Source organism: Aeromonas popoffii, from assembly GCF_037818705.1.
In the GTDB taxonomy this organism is placed as follows: Bacteria; Pseudomonadota; Gammaproteobacteria; order Enterobacterales; family Aeromonadaceae; genus Aeromonas; species Aeromonas popoffii.
In genome coordinates, this window is record NZ_CP149129.1 from 4,296,935 (window position 1) to 4,320,828 (window position 23,894).

27 protein-coding genes are annotated in these 23,894 nt (G+C 58.0%); 7 read left to right on the plus strand and 20 right to left on the minus strand.

Features of this window, described 5'->3' with window-relative positions; all coding sequences use genetic code 11:
- Nucleotides 1–30: 30 nt before the first annotated feature.
- Entirely contained in the window at nucleotides 31–1,590 is a 1,560-nt protein-coding gene (murJ, locus tag WJM78_RS19925; RefSeq protein WP_287146917.1) for a murein biosynthesis integral membrane protein MurJ, read from the minus strand.
- Between the two features lie 191 nt (nucleotides 1,591–1,781).
- Between murJ and rpsT the strand changes: the two genes are divergently transcribed.
- Complete coding sequence (gene rpsT / locus WJM78_RS19930; RefSeq protein ID WP_005892298.1) at nucleotides 1,782–2,045, plus strand: 30S ribosomal protein S20; 264 nt, start codon at nucleotides 1,782–1,784, stop codon at nucleotides 2,043–2,045.
- Nucleotides 2,046–2,093: 48 nt separating this feature from the next.
- Here the strand turns inward: rpsT and WJM78_RS19935 are convergent, their stop codons facing one another.
- The 8 genes from WJM78_RS19935 to rppH all read right to left on the minus strand — a co-directional run bounded on the left by WJM78_RS19935 (nucleotide 2,094) and on the right by rppH (nucleotide 9,784).
- Nucleotides 2,094–2,396, minus strand: a complete 303-nt coding sequence (locus WJM78_RS19935) for an ArsR/SmtB family transcription factor (protein WP_042038827.1) — start codon at nucleotides 2,394–2,396, stop codon at nucleotides 2,094–2,096.
- Nucleotides 2,397–2,445: 49 nt separating this feature from the next.
- A complete protein-coding gene (gene nhaR, locus WJM78_RS19940; protein ID WP_212513412.1) occupies nucleotides 2,446–3,378 on the minus strand; it encodes a transcriptional activator NhaR in 933 nt (310 codons plus the stop codon).
- Nucleotides 3,365–3,745 carry a hypothetical protein gene (locus tag WJM78_RS19945; protein ID WP_339015941.1) on the minus strand — a complete coding sequence of 127 codons (381 nt, stop codon included), beginning with the start codon at nucleotides 3,743–3,745 and terminating at the stop codon, nucleotides 3,365–3,367. The genes nhaR and WJM78_RS19945 overlap by 14 nt, the downstream gene beginning before the upstream one ends.
- Nucleotides 3,746–3,765: 20 nt before the next feature.
- Nucleotides 3,766–4,956, minus strand: coding sequence for a Na+/H+ antiporter NhaA (nhaA, locus tag WJM78_RS19950; protein WP_042038819.1), 1,191 nt, complete (start codon nucleotides 4,954–4,956; stop codon nucleotides 3,766–3,768).
- Nucleotides 4,957–5,182: 226 nt separating this feature from the next.
- A complete protein-coding gene (gene thyA / locus WJM78_RS19955; protein ID WP_042038818.1) occupies nucleotides 5,183–5,977 on the minus strand; it encodes a thymidylate synthase in 795 nt (264 codons plus the stop codon).
- A 91-nt stretch (nucleotides 5,978–6,068) separates the two neighbouring features.
- A complete protein-coding gene (gene lgt, locus WJM78_RS19960; protein ID WP_275929531.1) occupies nucleotides 6,069–6,896 on the minus strand; it encodes a prolipoprotein diacylglyceryl transferase in 828 nt (275 codons plus the stop codon).
- 67 nt (nucleotides 6,897–6,963) lie between these two features.
- A complete protein-coding gene (gene ptsP / locus WJM78_RS19965; RefSeq protein ID WP_042038816.1) occupies nucleotides 6,964–9,243 on the minus strand; it encodes a phosphoenolpyruvate--protein phosphotransferase in 2,280 nt (759 codons plus the stop codon).
- 13 nt (nucleotides 9,244–9,256) lie between these two features.
- Complete coding sequence (rppH, locus tag WJM78_RS19970; RefSeq protein ID WP_108536555.1) at nucleotides 9,257–9,784, minus strand: RNA pyrophosphohydrolase; 528 nt, start codon at nucleotides 9,782–9,784, stop codon at nucleotides 9,257–9,259.
- Between the two features lie 370 nt (nucleotides 9,785–10,154).
- Here rppH and WJM78_RS19975 point away from each other — a divergent pair, with 370 nt between their 5' ends.
- From WJM78_RS19975 to WJM78_RS19985, 3 genes are all read left to right on the plus strand, one after another.
- Nucleotides 10,155–10,403 carry a hypothetical protein gene (locus WJM78_RS19975; RefSeq protein WP_339011316.1) on the plus strand — a complete coding sequence of 83 codons (249 nt, stop codon included), beginning with the start codon at nucleotides 10,155–10,157 and terminating at the stop codon, nucleotides 10,401–10,403.
- A 113-nt stretch (nucleotides 10,404–10,516) separates the two neighbouring features.
- On the plus strand, nucleotides 10,517–11,191 hold the full coding sequence (gene mutH, locus WJM78_RS19980) for a DNA mismatch repair endonuclease MutH (RefSeq protein ID WP_042038813.1): 675 nt from the start codon (nucleotides 10,517–10,519) through the stop codon (nucleotides 11,189–11,191).
- An 82-nt stretch (nucleotides 11,192–11,273) separates the two neighbouring features.
- Nucleotides 11,274–11,597 (plus strand): isoamylase early set domain-containing protein, encoded by a 324-nt coding sequence (locus WJM78_RS19985; protein ID WP_042038811.1) that lies wholly within the window; start codon nucleotides 11,274–11,276, stop codon nucleotides 11,595–11,597.
- A 129-nt stretch (nucleotides 11,598–11,726) separates the two neighbouring features.
- Here the strand turns inward: WJM78_RS19985 and rplS are convergent, their stop codons facing one another.
- The 5 genes from rplS to ffh form a co-directional block, all read right to left on the minus strand.
- The gene (rplS, locus tag WJM78_RS19990; RefSeq protein WP_005313505.1) at nucleotides 11,727–12,074 is read right to left on the minus strand and encodes a 50S ribosomal protein L19; all 348 of its coding nucleotides are present in this window, start codon (nucleotides 12,072–12,074) and stop codon (nucleotides 11,727–11,729) included.
- A gap of 32 nt (nucleotides 12,075–12,106) precedes the next feature.
- Nucleotides 12,107–12,856, minus strand: a complete 750-nt coding sequence (gene trmD / locus WJM78_RS19995; RefSeq protein ID WP_005340400.1) for a tRNA (guanosine(37)-N1)-methyltransferase TrmD — start codon at nucleotides 12,854–12,856, stop codon at nucleotides 12,107–12,109.
- A 34-nt stretch (nucleotides 12,857–12,890) separates the two neighbouring features.
- Nucleotides 12,891–13,412 (minus strand): ribosome maturation factor RimM, encoded by a 522-nt coding sequence (gene rimM / locus WJM78_RS20000; RefSeq protein WP_042038809.1) that lies wholly within the window; start codon nucleotides 13,410–13,412, stop codon nucleotides 12,891–12,893.
- Between the two features lie 24 nt (nucleotides 13,413–13,436).
- Entirely contained in the window at nucleotides 13,437–13,685 is a 249-nt protein-coding gene (gene rpsP, locus WJM78_RS20005; RefSeq protein WP_021141082.1) for a 30S ribosomal protein S16, read from the minus strand.
- Between the two features lie 182 nt (nucleotides 13,686–13,867).
- Entirely contained in the window at nucleotides 13,868–15,244 is a 1,377-nt protein-coding gene (gene ffh, locus WJM78_RS20010) for a signal recognition particle protein (protein ID WP_042038808.1), read from the minus strand.
- 202 nt (nucleotides 15,245–15,446) lie between these two features.
- Between ffh and WJM78_RS20015 the strand changes: the two genes are divergently transcribed.
- A complete protein-coding gene (locus WJM78_RS20015) occupies nucleotides 15,447–16,238 on the plus strand; it encodes a cytochrome C assembly family protein (RefSeq protein WP_042038807.1) in 792 nt (263 codons plus the stop codon).
- Between the two features lie 43 nt (nucleotides 16,239–16,281).
- Nucleotides 16,282–17,562: an HlyC/CorC family transporter gene (locus WJM78_RS20020; protein WP_108536166.1), complete on the plus strand. Its 1,281-nt coding sequence runs from the start codon at nucleotides 16,282–16,284 to the stop codon at nucleotides 17,560–17,562.
- Nucleotides 17,563–17,592: 30 nt separating this feature from the next.
- Here WJM78_RS20020 and WJM78_RS20025 read toward each other — a convergent pair whose 3' ends face one another.
- Nucleotides 17,593–18,060 carry an Rrf2 family transcriptional regulator gene (locus WJM78_RS20025; RefSeq protein WP_042038804.1) on the minus strand — a complete coding sequence of 156 codons (468 nt, stop codon included), beginning with the start codon at nucleotides 18,058–18,060 and terminating at the stop codon, nucleotides 17,593–17,595.
- 111 nt (nucleotides 18,061–18,171) lie between these two features.
- Here WJM78_RS20025 and hmpA point away from each other — a divergent pair, with 111 nt between their 5' ends.
- Nucleotides 18,172–19,365, plus strand: a complete 1,194-nt coding sequence (gene hmpA, locus WJM78_RS20030; protein ID WP_339011330.1) for an NO-inducible flavohemoprotein — start codon at nucleotides 18,172–18,174, stop codon at nucleotides 19,363–19,365.
- A gap of 101 nt (nucleotides 19,366–19,466) precedes the next feature.
- Here the strand turns inward: hmpA and WJM78_RS20035 are convergent, their stop codons facing one another.
- The 5 genes from WJM78_RS20035 to WJM78_RS20055 all read right to left on the minus strand — a co-directional run bounded on the left by WJM78_RS20035 (nucleotide 19,467) and on the right by WJM78_RS20055 (nucleotide 23,892).
- Nucleotides 19,467–20,066 (minus strand): flagellar protein MotX, encoded by a 600-nt coding sequence (locus WJM78_RS20035; protein ID WP_339015943.1) that lies wholly within the window; start codon nucleotides 20,064–20,066, stop codon nucleotides 19,467–19,469.
- Nucleotides 20,067–20,677: 611 nt separating this feature from the next.
- Nucleotides 20,678–21,613: a malate dehydrogenase gene (gene mdh, locus WJM78_RS20040; RefSeq protein ID WP_042038801.1), complete on the minus strand. Its 936-nt coding sequence runs from the start codon at nucleotides 21,611–21,613 to the stop codon at nucleotides 20,678–20,680.
- Between the two features lie 221 nt (nucleotides 21,614–21,834).
- On the minus strand, nucleotides 21,835–22,497 hold the full coding sequence (artM, locus tag WJM78_RS20045; RefSeq protein ID WP_339011331.1) for an arginine ABC transporter permease ArtM: 663 nt from the start codon (nucleotides 22,495–22,497) through the stop codon (nucleotides 21,835–21,837).
- A gap of 3 nt (nucleotides 22,498–22,500) precedes the next feature.
- On the minus strand, nucleotides 22,501–23,151 hold the full coding sequence (gene artQ, locus WJM78_RS20050; protein ID WP_042038799.1) for an arginine ABC transporter permease ArtQ: 651 nt from the start codon (nucleotides 23,149–23,151) through the stop codon (nucleotides 22,501–22,503).
- 3 nt (nucleotides 23,152–23,154) lie between these two features.
- Nucleotides 23,155–23,892 carry a transporter substrate-binding domain-containing protein gene (locus WJM78_RS20055; protein ID WP_042038798.1) on the minus strand — a complete coding sequence of 246 codons (738 nt, stop codon included), beginning with the start codon at nucleotides 23,890–23,892 and terminating at the stop codon, nucleotides 23,155–23,157.
- Between the last annotated feature and the right edge of the window lie 2 nt (nucleotides 23,893–23,894).

Below are 23,894 nucleotides of genomic sequence, written 5' to 3' on the forward strand. Positions count from 1 at the left end.
CACCCGCCCATTAAGACAGGGTCACCCCTGCTACTGACCCGATCTCAGGTGTCTTGGCCGAATGCCAAGCGCCAGCAGGATGACGCCATACACGGCCCCCCCCAGACAGAGCAACATGGTCAGCTGCACGCTAGCCTTGCCCATGCCCCAGGCGCCCCATTGAGCGAGATCCGGTGACATATAGCCAAGCAGCCCCCCCATCAGCACGGTGGCCACCAGCAGTTTGAGGCAGAAGATCCCGGTATTGCGGGATGGACGGTAGACCGATTGCTGATACAAGCCCTTGAACAGCAAGGCCGCATTCAAGGTGCCTGAACAAGCGGTCGACAGCGCCAACCCAACATAGCCGAGCGGAAAGATGAAAATGAGGTTACATACCATGTTGGCAACCATGGACATCACCCCGATCCGCACCGGGGTCCGGGTATCCTGGCGGGCGTAATAACCCGGCGCCAGTACCTTGATCAGCATCAGGGAGAGCAGGCCCGTCGTGGAGGCCAGCAGGCTGGCACTGGACATGCTCACCTCATGCATGCCGAACTCGCCGCGCATGAAGAGCACTCGCAGTATGGGCTCGCGCAACACGGCTATGCCCACCATGGCCGGCAGGCCGAGCAGCATCACCATGCGCACCCCCCAGTCCATGGTGCGGGAGAAGTCGGCCGGGTCTTCATCCACATGCTTCTTGGCCAGCGCAGGCAGGATCACGGTACTGATGGCCACCGCAAACAGGCCGAGGGGGAACTCCAGCAGGCGATCCGAGTAATAGAGATAGCTGATGGCGCCGGTGGCGAGGAAGGAGGCGAGCATGGTGTTGATCAGCAAGTTGATCTGGCTGACCGAGACGCCAAACAGCGCCGGGATCATCAGGGTGCGGATCTTGATCACCCCGGGATGATGCCAACCCCACTTGGGCCACACCAGCATGTTGATCTGGCGCAGGAAGGGATACTGGAACAGGAACTGCACCAGACCGCCCAGAAAGACACCGATGGCAAGAGCTATCTCTGGCCGCTCCATCAAGGGCGCGATCCACCAGGCCGCCGCTATCATGGTGAGGTTAAGAAACACCGGCGTGAAGGACGCGACGGCAAAGCGGCCAAAGGTGTTGAGTATGGCCCCCGCCATGGCGGTGAAGGTGATGAACCAGAGATAGGGGAAGGTGATTTTGAGCATCAGGCTGGCCAGCTCGAACTTTTCGGCTGCTGGCCCGCCATGTAACCAGTCCCAGAACCAGCCCCAGCCGAACAGGGCCGTCAGCACGCCCGAGCCCAGCACCCCGAGCAGGGTGACTATGGTGACTATGCCACCGAGCGTACCCGCCACGGCAGCCAGCAATTCGCGCACCTCGCGCTCATCACCCTTCTTCTTGTACTCCGTCATCACGGGAACAAAAGCCTGGTTGAAGGCCCCTTCGGCGAACAGCCGGCGCAGAAAATTGGGAATGCGGTTGGCAAAGAAGAAGACGTCTGCGGCCGCCCCGGCGCCGAGCAGATTGGCGATGACCACATCGCGAACCAAGCCCATCACACGGGACGCCAGCGTCATTACGGACACTATCATGCCGGATTTGATCAATTTCTTACTCAAGACGAAGCCTCTGGAACTGTCAGAATGGAAAGAATGCTGGTAGAATCGGCCGACAGTTTAACCGCCTCCCAACAGACACACCACCGGGGGGCGGTGTTTATTTGCACAAATCATTTGACAATATGTGGTTGAGAAGGCATATTTCCGGGCCTTTTCAATACACTCGCTAAGACAGTTTTAGGAGTTTTACCTTGGCTAATATCAAATCTGCTAAGAAGCGCGCGATTCAGTCAGAGAAACGTCGTCAACACAACGCCAGCCGTCGTTCAATGACCCGTACCTATCTGAAGAAAGTAATTGCTGCCATCGCTTCTGGCGACAAAGCTGCTGCTGTTGCCGCTTTTGCTACCGCTCAGCCGATCATGGATCGCATGGCTACCAAAGGCCTGATCCACAAGAACAAAGCTGCTCGTCACAAGAGCCGCCTGTCTGCCCAGATCAAAGCTATGGCTTAATCAGCTTCGGCTGCATAAAGCTAAAAAAACCGGCCTCAGTGCCGGTTTTTATTTATCTGCGCTGCAGTAAAGTTTGTGCAGCAGGGCAATCATTTCGCGTACCTCATGGCTGCGCAGCGAATAGTAGACCGTCTGGGCCTCTTTTCGCGTCTCCACCAACCCATCCCGCCGAAGCACGGCCAAGTGCTGTGACAGGGCTGACTGACTCAACCCGAGCACCTCGTTGAGTTCCCCCACCGACAGTTCCCGATCCTGCAGCTGACACAAAATAAACAATCGTCGTTCGTTGGCCAGTGCCTTGAGCAGTGCCACAGCCCGGCTCGCATTCGCCTCCATCTCTTCCAGTTGCATCTCATCCCCTCTCGTCCGAGGCAAGAATCATACTCTGTGACCCGTCGATTTAAAATGACAGGGTTGCCGGTTGAATCGTGGTGAAGTCCTCTTCCCCGGCAAACAGGAAAGAGAAATCGCTCTCGCACACCCGTTTTACCGCCGGATGCTGGATCATTCGCTCGGCAAAGATGACGTAATACTCCTCCATCAGATCCTGAGTCTCCCCGAGCAGCATCACCCCCTCCCCTTCCAGGATCTCCTCCCGATAGATGGTGGGGGCCATGAAGATGCCCTGGTTGAAGAAACCGAAGGCCTTCATCAGGGCCGCATCGTCGAACTCCCCAAGGATGCTGGGGGAGATTCCTTGCTGCTCGAACCACTGGGTCAGCTGGCGTCCCATGGCGGTACGGCGCCCCGGGATCAGCAGCTTTCGCTCCTCCAGACAGGCGGGAAAGGGTTTCTCGGGCAACGGCACCTTGCAGAAGAAGCTGACGCCACAACCGCCGAGCCGCTTGGATAACAGGCCCGCATGCTGGCCTGAGTCTACCGGGCAGTCGGAGAGGATCATGTCGAGCTTGTGCTCGCTCAGCTGTTCCAGCAGCAGCTCGTGGGTCGATTCGAAGCAGCGCAGGTGGATGGAGCCATCGTTGGGAATGACGGAGAGCAGTACCCGGCTGGCAAGGCGCTTGGAGAGCGCATCGGCGATGCCGACGTCAAACAGGATCTGGCTCTCCTTGCGGTAGTTGACGATATCCAGCATCTCGTAGGAGAGGCTGAACATCTTGTCGGCGTAGCGGAATACCAGCTGGCCCAGCTCGGTCGCTTCGAGAGAGCGCCCCTTGCGCTTGAGCAGCTTGCCACCGAGGCGCTGCTCCAGCAGTTTGATCTGGCCAGTGACTGTCTGCGGGGTCAAAAAGAGGGCTTCCGCCGCTTGAGTGACGGAGCCCTTTTTCTGAGTCATCCAAAAATAATAGAGATGGTTGTAATTAAGGTGTGACATCCGATGGGGTTCCCGCGGTACGCGGACTCCGATAGCAGCTGAGTTCAGCCGCCAGAATGTCATACATGTCGCTGATCGAGTCAACCTTGTTTGCGGTGAACTGCGTCTGCAGGCTGGCCTTGAGGCGCTCCTTGTCAGGCATCCGTTCGCCGCAGTAGCGCTTGTTGGACTGCTTGACCCGCTCACCGGCCCGGCTGCTCAGGGCCCGCTCGGCGAAGGTCTCACCGAATTGGGCCTTGGCCTGTTTGTCCCCCAGCATGACGGCGCTGTCGACCACGCCATTGAGGTAAGCAGAGCAGCTGCTTGATGCCGGAGCCTGCTGACAATCTTCCAGACTGGCCGCCCAGAGCCCCGGGCTCGCCAGCATAACCAACCATAACAGTCTTCTCATAACCCCTCCGTGTTTTGATCCGCCGCACGGTTGGGAAGCGACATCCGCAGGGCAAAATAACCGACCACTGCCGCCAGCGTAGATCCCACCAGGATCCCGAGGCGTGAATAGCTGCCGTAATCCAATCCGCCGTACTCGAACGCCAGCGATGCAATGAACATCGACATGGTAAAGCCAATGCCACACAGTATGCTGACCGCAAAAATCTGCTTGAAGTTGACCCCGGCCGGCAACTGGGCGATACCCAGCTTGACCGCCAGCCAACTGATGGTGAATACCCCAAGCGGCTTGCCCACGAACAGCCCCAGCATGATGCCAAGGGGCACAGGGCTCAGCAGGGACGGCAGGCTTATTCCGCCCAGTGGAACGCCCGCATTGGCAAAGGCGAACAGCGGCAGTATCAGGTAAGCACTCCAGGGATGCAGCGAGTGCTCCAAATGCTTGAGCGGCGAGGCATAACGCTTGCCATTGAGCGGTATCATGAAGCCCACGATGACGCCAGCCAGGGTCGCGTGGACACCGGACTTGAGTACCGCGACCCAGAGCACCAGACCCACCAGCATGTAGAGGCCGATCCTGTCCTCGCCACGCCGATTCATCCACAGCAGGGTCAGGATCGCCAGGATACTGACCACCAGCGCCGTCAGCGACAGCTGCTGGGTATAGAAGATCGCAATGATGATGATGACCCCGAGGTCATCCATGATGGCCAGCGCCAGCAGGAACACCTTGAGGCTGACCGGCACCCGCTTGCCCAGTAGCGCCATCACCCCGAGGGCGAAGGCGATATCGGTCGCGGCGGGGATAGCCCAACCAGCACGCGCCACTTCATCCGAGTAGTTGAAGAAGGTGTAGATGAGCGCGGGAGCCAACATGCCGCCGACCGCGGCTATGGCCGGGAAGGTCGCCTGCACCCGGGAGGAGAGCGCGCCTTCCAGCATCTCGCGCTTGACCTCAAGCCCGACCAGCAGGAAGAAGATTGCCATGAAACCGTCGTTGATCCAGAGCAGCAGCGGCTTGTTGATGTCGAGAGCGGCGATGCGCACCTGCACCGGCGTATCGAGGAATGCCTGATAGCCACCGGCCAGAACCGTGTTGGCCAATACCATCGCCACTATGGCTGCCATGATCAGAATTATTCCGGAGGCGGCCTCCAGCTTCAGAAACTTCTTTATTACGTCGTTCATGGTTAAATTATCCACAGAATTACTTTAGTTTAAGTCTATATCCCATAACAATTAATGGAAAATCGTTTCTTACTGCTGAATACCACGAGAAAACCGAAGGAAGAAACAGAAGATACCTGCTATAAGCAGGCTTCACTGTGCGCCGGCGCCCTTGATGACGCAATCAATAAAATGAATTTTCAGTTATTTTTATGCATAAAAAAGGCGCTTCAAGGCGCCTTTGACATTAGATAGCGACGGGCGCCTTGATGCCGGGATGGGGGTCGTACCCCAGGATCTCGAAATCCTCAAACCGGTAGTCGAAGAGGGAATCCGGTTTGCGCTTGATCGCCAGCTGCGGCAAGGACCGTGGCTCGCGGGAAAGCTGCAGCGCGGTCTGCTCCATGTGGTTGGAGTAGAGGTGCACATCACCACCAGTCCAGACGAAGTCACCCACCTCCAGGTTGCACTGCTGGGCCATCATATGGGTCAGCAGGGCGTAGCTGGCGATGTTGAACGGCAGGCCGAGGAACACATCACAGCTGCGCTGGTAGAGCTGGCAGGAGAGCTTGCCGTCTGCCACATAGAACTGGAAGAAGGCGTGGCAGGGTGCCAACGCCATTTTATCCAGCTCGCCCACGTTCCAGGCGGAGACGATGATACGGCGCGAATCCGGATTGTGCTTGATGTCATCCACTGCCCGCTGGATCTGATCGATGACGGTGCCATCGGCCGCCGGCCAGGAGCGCCACTGGGCGCCATAGACAGGCCCCAGATCGCCATTCTCGTCGGCCCACTCATCCCAGATACTGACGCCGTGCTCTTTCAGATAGGCAGTGTTGGTGTCGCCGTTGAGGAACCAGAGCAACTCGTGAATGATGGAACGCAGGTGGCATTTCTTGGTGGTGACCAGTGGAAAGCCGTCCGCCAGATTGAAGCGCATCTGATGGCCGAACAGGGAGACGGTACCGGTGCCGGTACGGTCTGACTTGGCGGTGCCCTCATCGAGGATCTTCTGCATCAGGTCGAGATAAGCTCTCATTACTTCGCCTCCTTCACGGCATTACCAAACATCTTCACGCTACCGCAGGCATTTTGGGGCAGGTTATTCTGCATAAGAACGAGGCAGGCTCTCATTGCTTTGCCTCCTTCACCCTATTACCAAATAACTGCGGGCGCTTGTAGGCGGCCCAAATCATCAGGGCACCGGCGATAATCATCGGGGTGGAGAGGATCTGGCCCATGCTGATCTCCTGGAAATAGAGACCCAGCTGGCTGTCCGGCTGACGCACAAACTCCACCAGGAAGCGGAACAGGCCGTAGAACAGCAAGAACATGCCTGAGATGGCACCACGGGGCGGGTTCTTGCGCCAAAACAGGTTGAGGATGATGAACAGCACCACCCCTTCCAGTGCGAACTGGTAGAGCTGGGAGGGATGGCGCGGCTCAGGGCCTGCCTCCGGGAAGATGATGGCCCAGGGCACATCGGTGACCCGACCCCACAACTCACCGTTGAGGAAGTTGCCGATCCGGCCAACACCGAGACCAAACGGAATGAGCGGAGCCACAAAGTCGGCCACGGTGAAGAAGTGGCGCTTGGTTTTGTGGGCAAACCAGATCATCGCGGTGATAACCCCGATCAGACCACCGTGGAACGACATGCCGCCGGTCCAGATCTTGAACAGGTAGAGGGGGTCAGCCAAGAACATGTCGACGTTGTAGAACAGCACGTAACCGACCCGACCACCCAGGATCACCCCGAGGAAGCCATAGAACAGCAGGTCAGAGACCTCGTTGCGGGTCCAGCCGCTGTTCTGTGCGTCTGCGCGACGCCCCGCCAGCCACATAGCAAAAGCGAAACCAAACAGGTACATGAGACCGTACCAGCGTACCGATAGTGGCCCCAAACTGAATGCGACAGGATCAACCTGCGAGAAAACCCAATATCCATCGTGCTGCATATGCGGCCCCAGTCATAAGAAAAGCCGCATTTTCCGATCATTCGTCAGCAGGGACAAGGCATGATTATCAATCAGTCTGTTTCGTTTTGTGACCGGCCCGCAGCAAGCCACCCAGACCGTGCTCTTCCAGGTAGCGGGCGAACAGGCCGCGCAGCACGTGAGGATTGTCGTGCTTGAGGCCGTCGGCCATCAGCGCGGTCAGCTCGCTCAGAGTCGATTGACGCAGCACGTACTTGATCCTGGCGATATTGTGGGTGTTCATACTGAAGCGGCGATAGCCCATGGCCAGCAGCAAAAGCACACCGACCGGATCGCCGGCCAGTTCGCCACAAACCGACACCGGCTTCTGGTAGCGATGGGAGGCATCAACCAGCTGTTGCAGGGCGCGGATCACCGCAGGATGGAAAGCGTCGTAGATGTTGGCGACGCGGGCATTGTTGCGGTCCACCGCCAGCAGGTATTGCGTCAGGTCATTGCTGCCCACCGACCAGAAGTCGATGAGCGGCGCCATCTCGGGCAGTATATAGAGGGCGGACGGCACCTCTATCATCACTCCCAGGCTGGGGTAGCGGATCACCGCATCGCGGCTGGCCGCCTCTTCCGACACTTCTCGCCAAGCCTGGTCCAGCAACCGACGGGAAGCCCTGATTTCGCTGACGCTGCTGATCATCGGCAGCATGATGGCCAGGTTGTCCAGCCCCTCGCTCGCTCGTAGCATGGCCTTGAGCTGGACCAGAAACAGTTCGGGGTGATCCAGAGTGAGCCGGATCCCCCGCCAGCCAAGGAAGGGATTTTCCTCGACGATGGGGAAATAGGGCAGCTGCTTGTCTCCCCCCACGTCCAGCGTGCGCATGCACACAGGACGATTGCGATAGGTTTCCAGAATGCCGCGATAGCGCGCCGTCTGCTCCCACTCGGAGGGGAAGCTGTCCTGCAGCATGAAGGGGATCTCGGTACGATAGAGCCCAACCCCGTCTGCCAGATGATTGAGGGAGATCTCGGTGTCGGCACTCAGGCCAGCGTTGAGCAGCAAGGAGACAGGGGTGCCATCGGCGGTTTCCGATGGCTGACTGTCGACGCTGCGCACCAGGGTATCGAGCGCCCGCTCCTCGTTGAGCAGTTGCCGATACTCGGTCAGGATCACCTGATTGGGCTCGATGAAGAGATCGCCGCTGTAGCCGTCGACCACCAGCATGCGACCGCCGATGTCGCCGAGCGGCAGATCCACCCCCATGATAGCCGCGACCCCCATGGCACGGGCTAAAATGGCGGCATGGGAATTAGTGCCGCCCTTGAGGGAGACCACCCCGGTCAGGAATTCCCTCGGCACCTCGGCAAGTATGGTGGCCGTCACCTCGTCGGCCACCAGCACCACGGGCTCGCCGACCGTGATATGTTCCGGTTCATTCTGCACCAGCCGGCTGATAAGCCGCTGGGCTATGTCCTTCACATCGGTGGAGCGCTCCTGCAGGTAGGGATCCTTCATCCCCTTGAACTGGTCGATCAGTCGGTCGCTGATGAGCTTGACCGCCGACACGGCCGTCCAGTGCTCCTTGCTCACCTTGTTGCGGATGGGCTTGATGTAACCGGGATCGTTGAGCAGATGCAGATAAATGTCGAAGATGGCAACCGAATCCTCGCCGTAGCTCTCGCGAAACCGCAGTGCCAGACTCTCCAGATCGTGGCGTACCTCTTCCACCGCTACGTTCAGCCGCTCCAGCTGCTTGGCGTGCTCCTCATCCTTGCGTGGGGTGATGGAGCTGAGCTCCTTGCGGGGGCGCCACACCCAGGCTTTGGCCATGGCAATACCGCTGGCCCCGGCGATACCGCGCAGCGGCTTGCTCCAGTCGGTCTTCTGCAACCACCCCTTGGCTTGCGCCTGGGCGATGCGGGCCGCCAGCTGAGCCGCCAGCGTGACCATGAAGGACTCCTCCCCCTCATCGAAAAGGCGACACTCCTTCTGTTGCACCACCAAAATGCCCACCACTTGGCGCTGATGCATGATGGGGGCGCCAAGGAAGGAGCGAAACGCTTCTTCGGCGACATCGGGCAGAAATTTGAAACTGGGATGGGAGGGGGCATCAGCCAAGTTGATCAGCTCTTCGCGCTGACCCACCAGACCGACTATACCCTGCTCAAATGGCAGGATCGCCTTGCCCACCGCCGACTCGGCCAGACCATCGGTCGCGGCCAGCCGGTAGCGGCGCATGTCCGGTTCAGAAACATAGACGGAACAGCAGTCCACCATCATAGCCAGCCGGGTCTGACTGACCAATGCCTGCAGGGCCAGCTCTAAGGTGTTGGCTTCGGCCATGCTTTCGACGATGCGTCTGAGTTCCGTCAGCAACTAGGTGTGCTCCTTAGCGAGAGCGGTTGCGCCGCCCATCTTTCCGATTAACTTGCACCACGGGCACTGGCATCGCCAGCGGAGCAAACTCTTTCATCACCCGTCGATAGACTTCTCGCTTGAAAGAGACAACCTGGCGTACCGGATACCAGAAGCTGACCCAACGCCAATCATCAAACTCGGGGTGACCATGACAACCGAACTGGATTCTGGACTCCCTGTCAGGATCCAGTTGTAGCAAGAACCATTTTTGTTTTTGGCCAATACAGACCGGTGAACTGTCCCAACGAACAAGGCGTTTGGGTAAGCGGTACTTCAGCCAGTTGCGACTGGTGGCCATGATGGTCACATCCTCGGGCTTGAGGCCTATCTCCTCATACAGCTCACGATACATGGCCTGCTCAGGCGTCTCACCGTCATCAACTCCCCCCTGCGGAAACTGCCAGGAGTGCTGCCCATAGCGCTTAGCCCACAATACTTGCCCGTCACGGTTACAGATCACGATTCCGACATTGGGACGAAACCCGTCGCCATCTATCACGTGATCACCTTATAAAGGCTGAATCTATAAGGAGATTGTTCCACATTCACCCCGTGGCAGCAAACAAGGACTGCAATCCCCCACTCATGAATAACTTTCAATTTCAAGCCGACTTATAAACAAATCCAAGGATCAAACCCCGCAAGTTGCCCACCCAGACTGTGTATAAGCCTGTGAGCAAGCGGGTATATACAGTAGTTTTGTTTATCTTCTCTACTCAAGGAACCAGCATGCGGTATGGTTTATAAAACTAAATATTCATTTAAATACAATGATTTATATTCATAGTGCTGGATCAAGATCCATGTCTTTCCCGGCCAAAGATCCGGGATCCTGATTGTGAACAAGTTCGTCTGCTCAAAGATCCACCATGGCTAATTTATCCACAGGAGTGGCACACTATCTGCCCTGCCATCGCAGCAAAAATCGCTGCCGTTTCACATTTTTTTGTAACAACACCCCCACTATCACCACTTTGAGCCAGTTATCCAAGATTTCTGTGGATAACTGTGTGCAACAGCATGAGCAAACCCTTGGACAACTATTTCAAGCCGGGATCCTGCGTGGAAAAGATCGGTACAATAAAGACAAATTCGTTAAAAATCATTATGATAACTAATAAGGTGCAAAATCCCCCCCCCAATGCAACCCCTCGGCAGGATCGGTTATAAAAACAGCGATCCTCACCAAGGAGCAGACTTGCTAGAATAATCCCCTTTGCAGGAGTCATTCATGCCCACCCAGCCCCAGTCCGAGCAGGAGTTATTGAGCCGAGCCCATGCCATGGCAGGCTTCACGCTGGCACAGCTGGCTGCCGATGCCGGCCTCGCCGTCCCCCGGGATCTGAGACGGGACAAAGGCTGGGTCGGCCAGCTGATCGAGTGGCAACTGGGTGCCAGCGCCGGCAGCAAGCCAGAGCAGGACTTCCCAGAACTTGGCATAGAGCTCAAGACGATCCCCATCGATCCTCAGGGCAAACCCCTGGAGACCACCTTCGTCTGCGTGGCGCCGCTGATCGGCGTCAGCGGCCAGCGCTGGGAGCAGTCAAACGTGCGCAACAAACTCTCGCGGGTGCTCTGGATCCCGGTTGAGGGAAGTCGCGATATCCCGATAGGCGAGCGCCGGGTCGGCATGCCGCTGATGTGGAGCCCGAATGAGGAGGAGGATCGGCTGCTGCGCCAGGACTGGGAGGAGTTGATGGACATGATAGTGCTGGGAGAGGTGGAGCAGATCAGCGCTCGCCACGGTCAGGTGATGCAACTGCGCCCAAAGGCCGCTAACAACAAGGCGCTGACCCGCGCCATCGGTCGTAATGGCCAGCCGATCCTGACCCTGCCACGGGGCTTTTACCTCAAGACAGGATTCACCCACGGCCTGCTGCAACGCCACTTTGCCTTGCCCGTTTGATCTGTTCTATCAACATCCTTGTCATAAAGTGATATAAAAATAGGCAGAACCCCTTTCTTCGCACCAATGACAAGGAGGCGTCATGCCGATCAACAAGCAATTCCTCAAGTCCCGTCCCGAGGTCAAGGTGACCTTCGCGGTGGAAAAAGTGGCTGCCGGTGAGGCAGAACAGGTACTGCTGCTGGGGGAATTTAGCCAGTGGCAACCCATAGAGCTCAAACGGATGAAGAGCGGAGAGTTTAGAACCACCCTCAACCTGCCCACCGATGGTCCCAGCCATTTCGAATACTGCTACCAGCTGGTGAAACCGAACGGAGAGACACTCTACGACAACGATTGGGAGGCGGACGACTATGTGCCGGGCCCCTTCGGACGTGACAACTCAGTGGTGCGTGTCAGTCAGTAGGCGACGACCAGAACACTGGCACATCTGGCCAGCCCCCGGATTGCGGACACAAAAAAGGCTCGCCATTGGCGAGCCTTTTCACTACCTGTCGAGCTATTTGCCGACATATCGACACCAATTCGAATCGAATTAGTTGAGCTTCTCTTTGATACGAGCAGCTTTGCCGGACAGGTTGCGCAGGTAGTACAGTTTGGCGCGGCGAACATCACCACGACGCTTCAGTTCTACACTGTGGATCAGCGGAGAGTGAGTCTGGAATACACGCTCAACACCTTCGCCGTTGGAGATCTTGCGAACGGTGAAAGCAGAGTGCAGACCGCGGTTACGCTTGGCAATAACGATGCCTTCGAAAGCCTGCAGACGCTCTTTGCCACCTTCTTTAACACGAACTTGAACACGTACAGTGTCGCCCTGGGCAAATGCTGGGATGTCGGTACGCAGTTGCTCTTGCTCAAGCTGCTGAATAATCTTGCTCATTGTCTTTCCTTACCTAGGATAAACTGAAAACTCTACTTAACGCTGTCACGCACTTCGCGGACATACTCGGCAAGAAGTGATTCTTGCTCGTCAGTCAGAGCTAGGTTGTTAATAAGTTCCGGCCTTCTTTGCCAGGTTCGTCCGAGCGACTGTTTGAGACGCCAGCGTCGAATCACTTCGTGATTGCCGCTTGTCAGCGCCTCTGGCACCGCCAATCCATCCAACACCTCCGGCCGAGTGTAGTGGGGATGATCCAGCAAGCCATCCGTGAAGGAGTCCTGCTCGGCACTGGCCTGATCACCCAAAACCCCCGGGACCAGACGCGAAACCGCATCGATCAGGGTCATGGCAGGCAACTCGCCACCACTTAACACGTAATCCCCGATAGACCACTCTTCGTCGACTTCGGTTTGTATCACGCGTTCATCGATACCTTCGTATCGACCGGCTACCAGAATCAGCTTCTGATTCGTCGCCAACTCGGTTACGCCCGCTTGAGTCAGCTTGCGTCCCTGAGGGGAGAGATAGATGACTTTCGCCCCGTCTCCCGCCGCTTGCTTGGCTGCATGAATCGCGTCACGCAGCGGCTGAACCATCATTAACATGCCAGGCCCACCACCATAAGGACGATCATCGACCGTACGGTGTTTGTCGTGGGTAAACTCCCGGGGGTTCCAGCACTCAATCTGCAGCAGGCCACTCTTGACGGCCCGACCCGTTACCCCGTGCTCGGTAATGGCTCGGAACATTTCAGGGAAGAGGCTAATGACCCCAATCCACATAAGAAACCTCCGGCACCCGTGTTAGCGCGGGAAACTAGAAACCAGGATCCCAATCAACTTCGATTGTTCGAGCAGTCAGATCAATATGCTTGATCACCTGCTCTTCCAGGAACGGAATCAACCGCTCCTTTGCGCCAAAGGCATCTTTTACATTGGCTTCAACCACCAACACATCGTTGGAGCCGGTTTCCATCAATTCGGTCACCTTGCCCAGGTCGTATCCCTTGGTGGTCGATACCGAGCAACCAATCAGGTCACGCCAGTAGAACTCACCTTCAGGCAACGCAGGCAACAGATCAGCGGGTACGCCAATCTCGACATTGGTCAATGCCAGGGCATCTTCACGCAGATCGATACCATCGATTTTGCAAATCAGACCCTTGTTGTGACGCTTCCAGGCCGAAACCTTGAGTTCACGCCACCCCCCGTTCTGATTGATCAGCCAGGGGTTGTAATCGAAAATCGCTTCGGCAACATCGGTGAAGGAGTTCACTTTAAGCCAGCCCTTGATGCCATAAACGGTACCCAGGGTGCCCAGAACTATAGGTTTTTCCACCTTAACTCCTTACCGTTGGGCTGATTAAGCAGCTTTGGCAGCGTCTTTGATCAGCTTGGCAACGCGGTCAGAAACAGCGGCACCAGTAGCAACCCAATGCTCGATACGAGCCAGGTCCAGGTTCAGCTTTTCGGCAGAACCAGAAGCAACCGGGTTGAAGAAACCAACGCGCTCGATGAAGCGACCGTCACGGGCGCAACGGCTGTCAGAAACTACTACCTGGTAAAACGGACGCTTTTTCGCGCCACCACGTTGTAAACGAATGGTTACCATATCGTCCTCATTAACATCTAATGAACAAGGCCCGCAAACACGCGGACCCTAGCTTAAAATAAGCCGCGTAATTCTACTTGGATTCGTAATAATTGCAACCAAGCCAGCCATTTTTTGCACAAGGCTCACAATGAAAAGGGCCCACCTCTGGTGAGCCCCTGGCCTGGCTGAAACGGTCGGGATCAGAAGGGGCCGCGACCGCCACCGAATCCTGGTGGCAACATGTTCTTCATCTGCCCCATCATCTTGCGCATGCCGCCCTTGCCGGACATCTTCTTCATCATGCGCTGCATCTCGGTGAACTGCTTGAGCAGCTTGTTCACGTCCTGCACCTGCATGCCGGAACCTGCGGCGATACGGCGCTTGCGGGAGCCCTTGATGAGGTCGGGATGGGCACGCTCCCTGGGCGTCATGGAGCTGATGATGGCCTCCATCCGCACGGTCAGCTTGTCATCCATCTGATCCTTGACGTTGTCCGGCAGACCGGACATACCGGGCAGCTTGTCGAGCATGCCCATCATGCCGCCCATATTGCGCATCTGGGCCAGTTGTTCGCGGAAGTCTTCCAGATCGAAGCCCTTGCCACTCTTGACCTTGTTGGCCAGCTTGGCGGCTTTTTCCTTGTCGACATTGCGCTCCACTTCCTCGATCAGCGACAGCACGTCGCCCATGCCGAGGATGCGGGAGGCGAGACGATCCGGGTGGAACGGCTCCAGCGCATCTGTCTTCTCGCCCATACCGATGAACTTGACCGGCTTACCGGTGATGTGGCGCACGGAGAGGGCTGCACCACCGCGAGCGTCGCCATCCGCCTTGGTGAGGATCACGCCGGTGAGCGGCAGCGCCTCGTTGAACGCCTTGGCGGTGTTGGCGGCATCCTGCCCCGTCATGGCGTCCACCACGAACAGGGTCTCGATCGGCTTGATGGTGGCGTGAAGATGGATGATCTCGTCCATCATGTCGCTGTCGACGTGCAGACGACCGGCGGTATCCACGATCACAACGTCATAGAACTTCTTGCGCGCCTGATCGATGGCGGCAGTGGCGATGTCGACCGGCTTCTGGCTAGCGTCGCTTGGAAAGAAATCGACGCCGATGTCGCTTGCCAGCGTCTCCAGCTGCTTGATCGCCGCGGGGCGATAGACGTCGGCACTGACGACCAGCACCTTCTTCTTGCTGCGCTCTTTGAGCAGCTTGGCCAGTTTACCTACGGTTGTGGTCTTACCGGCACCCTGCAGACCCGCCATCAGTATGATGGCCGGCGGTTGGGCGGCCAGGTTGAGCTGCTCGTTGGCTTCGCCCATCACCGAGACCAGTTCACCGTGTACTATCTTGATGAAGGCTTGGCCCGGACTCAGGGACTTGGCCACTTCCTGGCCAACCGCCCGCTCCTTGACGCGAGCCACGAAGTCCCGCACCACCGGCAGAGCGACGTCCGCCTCGAGCAGCGCCATGCGGACTTCGCGCAAGGTATCCTTGATGTTCTCTTCGGTCAGGCGACCGCGCCCACTGACATTGCGCAAGGTGCGCGAGAGTCGTTCAGTCAAATTCTCAAACATGACGGATTCCGGTTCTTGGCATAATAAATTGGGGGCATTATAACCCAGAGCAGACGCGAGGACGATTATTCACCGCACGGCAGCCATGGGGACCTTCTCTTTATATATGGGCAGATCGGCGGCTGCACAACTGGCGAGCACATCTTGTGCAAGGTATACTGCCTCTCTTATTCCCAACAGCCTGTTCAACAACGACCTGGTTATGATCGTGATCTCTGTTCTGGCCCTGGCGTTTTATCTGCTGGCCATCATCGCCTCGCTGCACCTGCTGCTCAGTGCCAAACCTGTGGGGCAAGTTCCCCTGTTTGCCTGTATCGGACTGGCCCTGATCGCGCACGGCGCCGCTGTGGCCGGCGAAGTGCTGGTGACCCATTCCGGCCAGAACCTGAGCATGCTCAACGTTGCATCTCTCGTGAGTCTCATCATCGGCTGCTTCATGACCTGCGTCACCCGCCGCTTCAACGGCTGGATCCTGCTGCCCGTGGTCTACAGTTTCTCCGCTCTGCTGCTGGCCGCCAGCGCCCTGATCCCGGGCCGCTATATCACCCATCTGGAGGCCCATCCCCAGCTGCTGCTGCACATAGGACTGGCACTGATGGCCTATTCGGTGCTGATGATCGCCTGTCTGTTCGCGCTACAGCTTGCCTGTCTGGACAGGCAGCTCAAATCCCGCAAGATCAGCCAGTTGCCAGCCATGCCGCCCTTGATGACGGTCGAAAAGCGGCTGTTCCAGCTCATCTCGGCGGGCCTGTTCCTGCTGACCCTCTCCATCGCCTCCGGCCTCTTCTTCCTGGAAGACATGTTCGCCCAAGGCAAATCCCACAAAGCGATCCTCTCGATCCTGGCCTGGTGCGTCTACATGCTGCTGCTGTGGGGTCATCACACCCGTGGCTGGCGCGGTCGCAAGGTCATCACCTTGAGCCTGATCGGCAGCTTCATCCTGACCCTGGCCTATTTCGGCAGCCGCTTCGTCAAAGAAGTCCTGCTGAGCTGATACCCACCCCCCTTTACTCATCCACCCCCCACAGGAGCCCTTCTTGGACAGCATATCAACGAGCACATTATTGATTGTTCTCGTTATTTTGATCCTCTTATCTGCTTTTTTCTCAAGTTCTGAAACCGGCATGATGTCGCTCAACCGCTACAAACTGCGGCATCTGGCTCAAACCAAGCACAAGGCTGCCCGTCGGGTAGAGAAGCTGCTGTCCCGCCCGGATCGCCTGCTGGGTCTGATCCTGATCGGCAACAACCTGGTCAACATCCTCGCCTCGGCCATCGCCACCATCGTCTGCATCAGACTGTTTGGCGCCTTCGGGGTAGCCATTGCCACCTTCGGCCTGACCCTGATAGTGCTGGTGTTTGGCGAGGTGACCCCCAAGACACTGGCGGCCATGTACCCGGAGAAGATCGCCTATCCCGCCTCCTGGGTCCTCAAGGGGCTGATGGTGCCACTCTACCCCTTTGTCTGGCTTATCAATGGCATCACCAGTGGCCTGCTCAAGCTGCTTCGGCTCCATCCCAGCAAGGATGACGCCCTCAACACCGAGGAGCTGCGCACCATAGTCAACGAGGCGGGCAGCCTGATCCCCCAGCGCCATCAGGAGATGCTGCTCAGCATTCTGGATCTGGACAAGATGACGGTGGAGCACATCATGGTGCCGCGCAGCGATATCTATGCCATCGACATCAACGATGACTGGAAGACCATACTGCGTCAGCTGGCCCACTGTGCCCACACCAAGATCCTGCTCTACCGCGACAACATCGACGATGTGGTGGGCTTCCTGCACGCCCGCGATGCACTGCGGCTGATGGCCAGGGATCAGTTCAACAAGTCGAGCCTGCTGCGGGAAGTGGACGAGATCTACTTCATCCCGGAAGGCACGCCGCTCAACGTACAACTGGCCAAATTCCAGCGCAACAAGGAGCGGATCGGCCTCATAGTGGATGAGTACGGGGATATTCAGGGGTTGATCACCCTGGATGACATACTGGAAGAAATAGTCGGCGACTTCACCACCTCCATGACACCGGCGCCCAGCGACGAGATCCACCCCCAGCCGGATGGCTCGTTTCTGGTGGAAGGCTCGGCCAGCATTCGTGAGCTGAACAAAGAGATGAGCTGGCGACTGCCCATCGACGGGCCCAGAACCCTGAACGGTGTCATCCTGGAATATCTGGAGGAGATCCCCCAGCCCAACATCAGCCTGCGGCTCGCCGGTTATCCCATCGAGATCCTGGAAGTGGAGAACAACATGGTCAAGATGGCGCGGATCATGCCGGACTTATACCGTAACGAGTCGAGGTTCGAAGATTGAAAAAAGGCTGCCGATGGCAGCCTTTTTATCTCACTCGCTCTCCTCATCCGGCTCCAGCACCAGGGTCGGGATCACGTCACCGAACACCTTCTGCAACTCCTCGCGATTGGCAAGCAGATCTTGCAGCGTGTAGCTGTCCATCACCGCCAAAAAGGCATTCATCGCCCCCTTCAGTGCATTCTTCAGCAAGCAGACAGAGACGATGTGGCAGACGGGTGAGTTGCAGTCGATGCCATCCAGATTGCCCTCCAACGCCCGGATCACCTGACCGATATTAACTGTCTCCGGCGCGCAGGCCATGCGGATCCCGCCATTCTTGCCGCGCTGGGATTGTAGATAGCCCAGCTTCACCAGTTGATTCACCACCTTGACCATATGGTTGCGGGAGACGCCATACAAGGCGGAGACCTTGGCCACGCTCGACAATTCACCCTGTGGCAAGGTCGCCAGATAGAGCAGAGCTCTCAATCCAAAATCGGTATAGCTAGTTAGTCTCATAGTGCCTGTGTCGCATAACGCGAAAAATTGATTATTGATTCAAATCAAATAAACATCTAGGATGCAGCTTATTAAGTGACATTTTAGATGTTCAATTAGTAAGGACCTCCTATGTTAGACCAAGCCACCATCGCCGTCATCAAAAGCACCATCCCTTTGCTCGAATCGGCGGGGCCAGCCCTCACCCAGCACTTCTACCAACGCATGTTCAGCCACAACCCTGAGCTGAAAGATATTTTCAACCTGGCGCACCAGCGAAGCGGCGGTCAACCGCTGGCGCTGTTCAACGCGGTGGCGGCTTACGCCAGGAATATCGACAACCTGGGAGCCCTGGCCGGAGCGGTAGAACGCATCGCCCACAAGCACACGGGTTTCCTGATCCAACCGGAACAATATCACATTGTAGGTAGTCATCTCTTGGCCACGCTCAAAGAATTAGGCGGAAGTGCGGTCACCGAGGAGGTGCTGGATGCCTGGGGCAAGGCTTACGGTGTGCTGGCCAGTATCTTCATCGGCCGGGAGAGCGAGATCTATCAGGAGAAGGCGAGCGAGATCGGTGGCTGGCAGGGTCCTCGCGCCTTCATCATCAAGGAGAAACGGGTCGAGAGCACACTCATCACCTCTTTCGTGCTGGCGCCCGTCGACGGCAAACCCGTGCTGCATTTCAAACCGGGCCAGTACCTCAGCATCAAGCTGGCCCACCCCGAGCTCGAATATCAGGAGATCCGCCAATACTCCCTCTCTGATGCGCCGAACGGTCACGATTACCGCATCAGCGTCAAGCGCGAGCCGCAGGGTCAGGTTTCCAACCTGCTGCACGACCATCTGCATACTGGCGATCAGGTAGATCTGATGCCGCCGACCGGCGACTTCTTCCTCCAGGCCAATGCCACCACCCCCGTGGTGCTGCTCTCCGCCGGTGTGGGCCTCACCCCCATGCTGAGCATGCTCAACCAGCTGCTGGCCACAGGCCATGCTGCCGACATCTGCTGGCTGCACGCCTGTGAACAGAGTTCCTTGCACGCCTTCAAGGAGGATATCCAGCGCAAGCACGAACAACACGACTTGCTACAGAGCCGGGTCTGGTATCGGGAGCCGGGGGCTCTGGATGAGCAAGGGAAGGACTACGACTTCCACGGCACCATGAACGTGAGTCAGGTGGCCGAGTTGCTGGCGCCGCAGGCCCACTACTATTTCTGTGGTCCGCTTGGCTTCATGCAGGCGATCAAGGCGCAGTTGAGCGCGATGGGCATTCCAGCCGATCAGCTGCACTACGAAGTTTTTGGCCCCCATCAGGATCTTTAAACGGGGCGGCCACGTATAAAGCAAGGAGGAGCCAGCCTGTCACGGCACGGCGGCTGGCACCTCCCGACCCACGGATGCAGATCCGTGGGTCGTTTTTTTGGTCAGTGCATCGCCTTGGCTCGGGCGATGGCGTTGGCCGGCATCCGGTTGCCCAGCCGGGTCAGCAGAGTGGCCGCCCTCTGGTGCTGGGCCTTGTCACCAATGACGGTGCTGTGCAGCCAGTGATAGGCCTCTTCATAATCCAGCGGGCTGCCCATCCCCTGCAGCAGCATCTCGACCCACTCGACCTGTGCCCGCTGAAACCCCAGTCTGGCGGCTTCACGCATCAGGGTCTCGGCCCTGACCAGATCTTTCTGCACCAGAGTGCCCTTCCAGTAGTAGCGGCCCAGCTGTTCCAGCGCCGGTGCCAGCCCCTGATTGGCCGCGTCCCACATGAATTTGACCCCAAGCTCGGCATTGGGCTTGATGCACACCCCCCAGGCCAACATGTCGCCCCACAGGAACTGATAGGCAGGCACCTTCATCACCTCGGCCCGCACCTCTATATCCTGAGTAAGCTGGCACCTGTCCTGCTTCACCTGTTGCAAGTGACGCCCCTGTGCAATCCAGTTGAGCAACTCATCCTGGCGGTAGAGGGGGACTGCCTGCAAATTGCGGCTGTCGATACCCAGACCGCCGCCACCCGATGGGGTGCTGGTCATGGGTCGGCTGGTCGGAGAGAGTCCGCTCTCCGCTGTGGCTGCGGGGGATGAGGTCGCGGGCGCAGATTCAGTCACAACGGCAGCGGGCTCCGCTGCAGGTGTCGACTCGGACGCCACAGGCAATGGCGCAGCAGCGGGGACTGCGTCAGATCCAGCAGGCTGGGCGGCGGCAGACACTGCGGGCGGGGCTGCAACCGCTGGCGACTCGGCGGCAGACACTGCGGGCGGAGCTGCAACCGCTGGCGACTCGGCGGCAGACACTGCGGGCGGAGCTGCAACCGCTGGCGACTCGGCGGCAGATACTGCGGGCAGGGATGCAACTGCTGGCGACTCGGCGGCAGACACTGCGGGCAGGGATGCTATCGCTTGCTCGGCCGCTGACACCACGCGGCTCGGTGTGGATGCGGCGGCGGATGCCTTAGGCTCCGCGCCCTGTACCTGGGTGGTCAGCAAACAGACAAGGCCGACAAGGGTAAGTGGTTTCATCATAAGGTTCTCCTGCTGCTCTCTGTTATCGGCAGCCGGCCCCATCCCCTTAGCCCGTCGCCATCTGCAGCTGTCACCCATAACAAAGGGGAGCCGAAGCTCCCCTTGTTTGTCAGCCATACGGCTTACTTGACGAAGTCGACACCCAGCTGGATATCGGCTTTCAGGGTGGCTAGCATGCCATCCATCGCCGCTTGCTCGAAGGCACTCAGCTTGCCGTAGTCCAGCACGGTTTCGACGCCGTTCTTGCCCAGCAGTATGGGTTGCGCGAAGAAGGCGGCGTGCTTGCCATCCCCTTCGACATAAGCACACTCGATGACATTGGCTTCGCCCTGCAGGCCCTTGATGAGAGACAGACCGAAACGGCAGGCCGCCTGGCCCATGGAGAGGGTGGCAGATCCGCCACCGGCCTTGGCTTCCACCACTTCGGTACCGGCGTTCTGGATACGCTTGGTCATGGCAGCCACTTCCTCGGCAGAGAAGCTGGCCCCTTCGATCTGGGACAACAGCGGCAGAATGGTCACGCCACTGTGGCCACCGATCACGTTGACACGCACCTTGTCGACGTTCAGACCCTTGGCCTCGGCCACGAAGGTCTCGGCACGGATCACGTCCAGGGTGGTGACACCGAACAGGCGGCGCTTGTCATAAACACCGGCTTTCTTCAGCACTTCAGCGGCGATGGCGACCGTGGTGTTGACCGGGTTGGTGATGATGCCGATCAGCGCTTTCGGGCAGGTAGCGGCACATTTTTCCACCAAATTCTTGACGATACCGGCATTGATATTGAACAGATCGGAACGATCCATGCCGGGCTTGCGCGCCACACCGGCGGAGATCAGCACCACATCGGCGCCGACCAGAGCCGGGCTCGGATCTTCACCGCAGAAACCTTTTACTTTCACGTCAGTCGGGATATGGCTCAGATCGACCGCCACGCCCGGAGTTACCGGGGCAATGTCATACAGGCTCAACTCGGAGCCAGCAGGAAGGCGATTTTTCAACAGCAGAGCGAGGGCTTGGCCTATGCCACCGGCGGCACCCAGAACGGCAACTTTCATGATCAACTCCATGTTTAAGCGTAGGTTTAAGGTTGTTTCTTGTTGTGGGCCCAACATTAATGGATCCCCCCCTAAAAAACAATCTGATAACAGTTGTAATCACGGGTTCTGTGAGCCAAGAAACAGGCGGCGAATAAAAATGGGGGAAAATGCAGAAAATCAGAGGGAAAGCACAGATTTCCTGCACTTCCCCCGACCATAAATAGGTAGATATACCGAACTCAGGCCTGGAATGCCAGGGCTCGCCGTTCACACCAGCGGAACCCAATTGTTAACAATCCGTTCATGGTCAGATAGAGGGCACCGGCCACAGTGAACACCGCCAGGGTGTCATAAGTCTGGGCGTTGAGACGCTGGGCCAGACCCATCACATCCATGATGGTAATGGTGCTGGCGAGCGAACTCCCCTTGAGCACCAGGATCACCTCGTTGGAATAGGCAGGTACCAGCCGCCGGGCGGCGTGGCGTACCTTCATCCACAAGGTCTGCCCGGCCGAGAAACCGAGCGCGCGGCACGCCTCCACCTCGCCGGATGGAATGGCATCCAGTGCCCCCTTGAACAGCCGGGTAGAATAAGCCGCCGTGTTAAAGCCAAGGGCCAACACAGCGCAGAACCAGGGCTGCTTGAGCAGCGGCCAGAGCGGCCCGGACTTGAGCCACTCGAACTGGCCCGGCCCGTAGTAGATGAGGAAAATCTGGATGAGCAGCGGCGTGCCGGTGAAGATCAGCACCCACAGCTGTACCAGCTGGGTCGCCACCGGAATGCGCAACTCAAGCACCCAGGTCATCAGGAGCGCCAGCGCAATCCCCAGCAGCAGACTGAACAGAGTCAGCTCCAGCGTAGTAACCAAACCGCCCAGCAGGGTGATGAAATACTCTTGCATCAGTTAGCCTCCGTAGCGGCGGGTGTAGCGGGCAGCCAGACTCAAGCCATATTCACTCACCAGACTGATCGCCAGATAGATGAGGGCAGCAGCGGCATACCAGGTGAACGGCTCATAGGTGCTGGCCGAGGCCATCTGCGCCTGACGCATCATCTCGTTCACCCCGATAAGGGAGACCAGCGCCGTATCCTTGAGCAGCACCAGCCACTGATTGCCAAGGCCCGGCAGGGCGTGACGCCACGCCTGCGGCAGCACGATGCGAAAGAAGATGTGACTCTTGCCAAAGCCGAGCGCCAGCGCCGCCAGCCGTTGCCCGGCAGGCACGGCATTGAGCGCTGCCCGCAGGGTCTGGGTCGCATAGCTGGCAAACAACAGGGAGAGCGCCAGCACACCGCAGGCGAACGGGCTGAACTCCACGTACTCACCCGTGATGAGGAACAGCAGCTGCGTCGAGCCGAAGTAGATGAACAGCACCACCAGCAGCTCGGGCAGGCCACGGATCAGCGTGGTGAGTGTGGCCACCGGCCACACCAGCGCGCGCTGCTTGCTGAGCTCGGCGGCACTGAACGCCAGTGCCAATACCATGCCCCCGACCAGTGATGCCAAGGCCAGCCCGAGGGTCATCCAGGCGGCATCCAACAACAGGCTCAACATGGCTTACTGCGCGAAGTATTTGTCGAAGATTTTCTGATAGGTGCCGTTGGCCTTGATCTCGGCCAGCCCCTTGTTCAGCTGAGTCAGCAGCTCCTGGTTGCCTTTGGCGACCGCGATGCCAAAGCCGGTACCGAAGTACTTGGCATCGGTCACCGGCGTACCCACCACGGCATACTCCTTGTGCTGCTTGAGCCAGTCGGCAGCGACCGCGGTATCCGCAAAGACGCCGTCGGTACGGCCGTTCATCATATCGAGGAAGGCGCTCTGGTAGCTGGCATAAGGCACGGTCAGCAGACCCTTGCTCACCCAGTTATCCACCAGATAGGACTGGTGAGAGGTGCCGTTCTGTACGCCGACAGTCTTGTCCACCAGCTCTTCCGGTCCCTTGAAGGCGCCCTTCTTGGCCACAAAGACGGCGGAGTTCTCGTAATAGATGTCGGAGAAGTCGACCTGGGCAGAGCGCTCCGGGGTCACGTCCATGGCGGCGATAGCGGCATCATAGCGACGAAATTTGAGGCTGGGGATCAGGCTGTCAAAGGCCTGGTTGTGGAAGCTGCATTCCAGCTTGGCCTGGGCGCAGATCGCGCGGGCCAGATCGATGTCAAAACCCTGGAACTCGTTCTTGTCATCAAGGTATTCGAACGGAGCATAAGTTGCCTCGGTGGCGAACTTGATCTCCTTGGCCAGCACTGAGGTGCTCAACAGGCCCATGGCAGCAACCAGCAATAGACTTTTTTTCATGA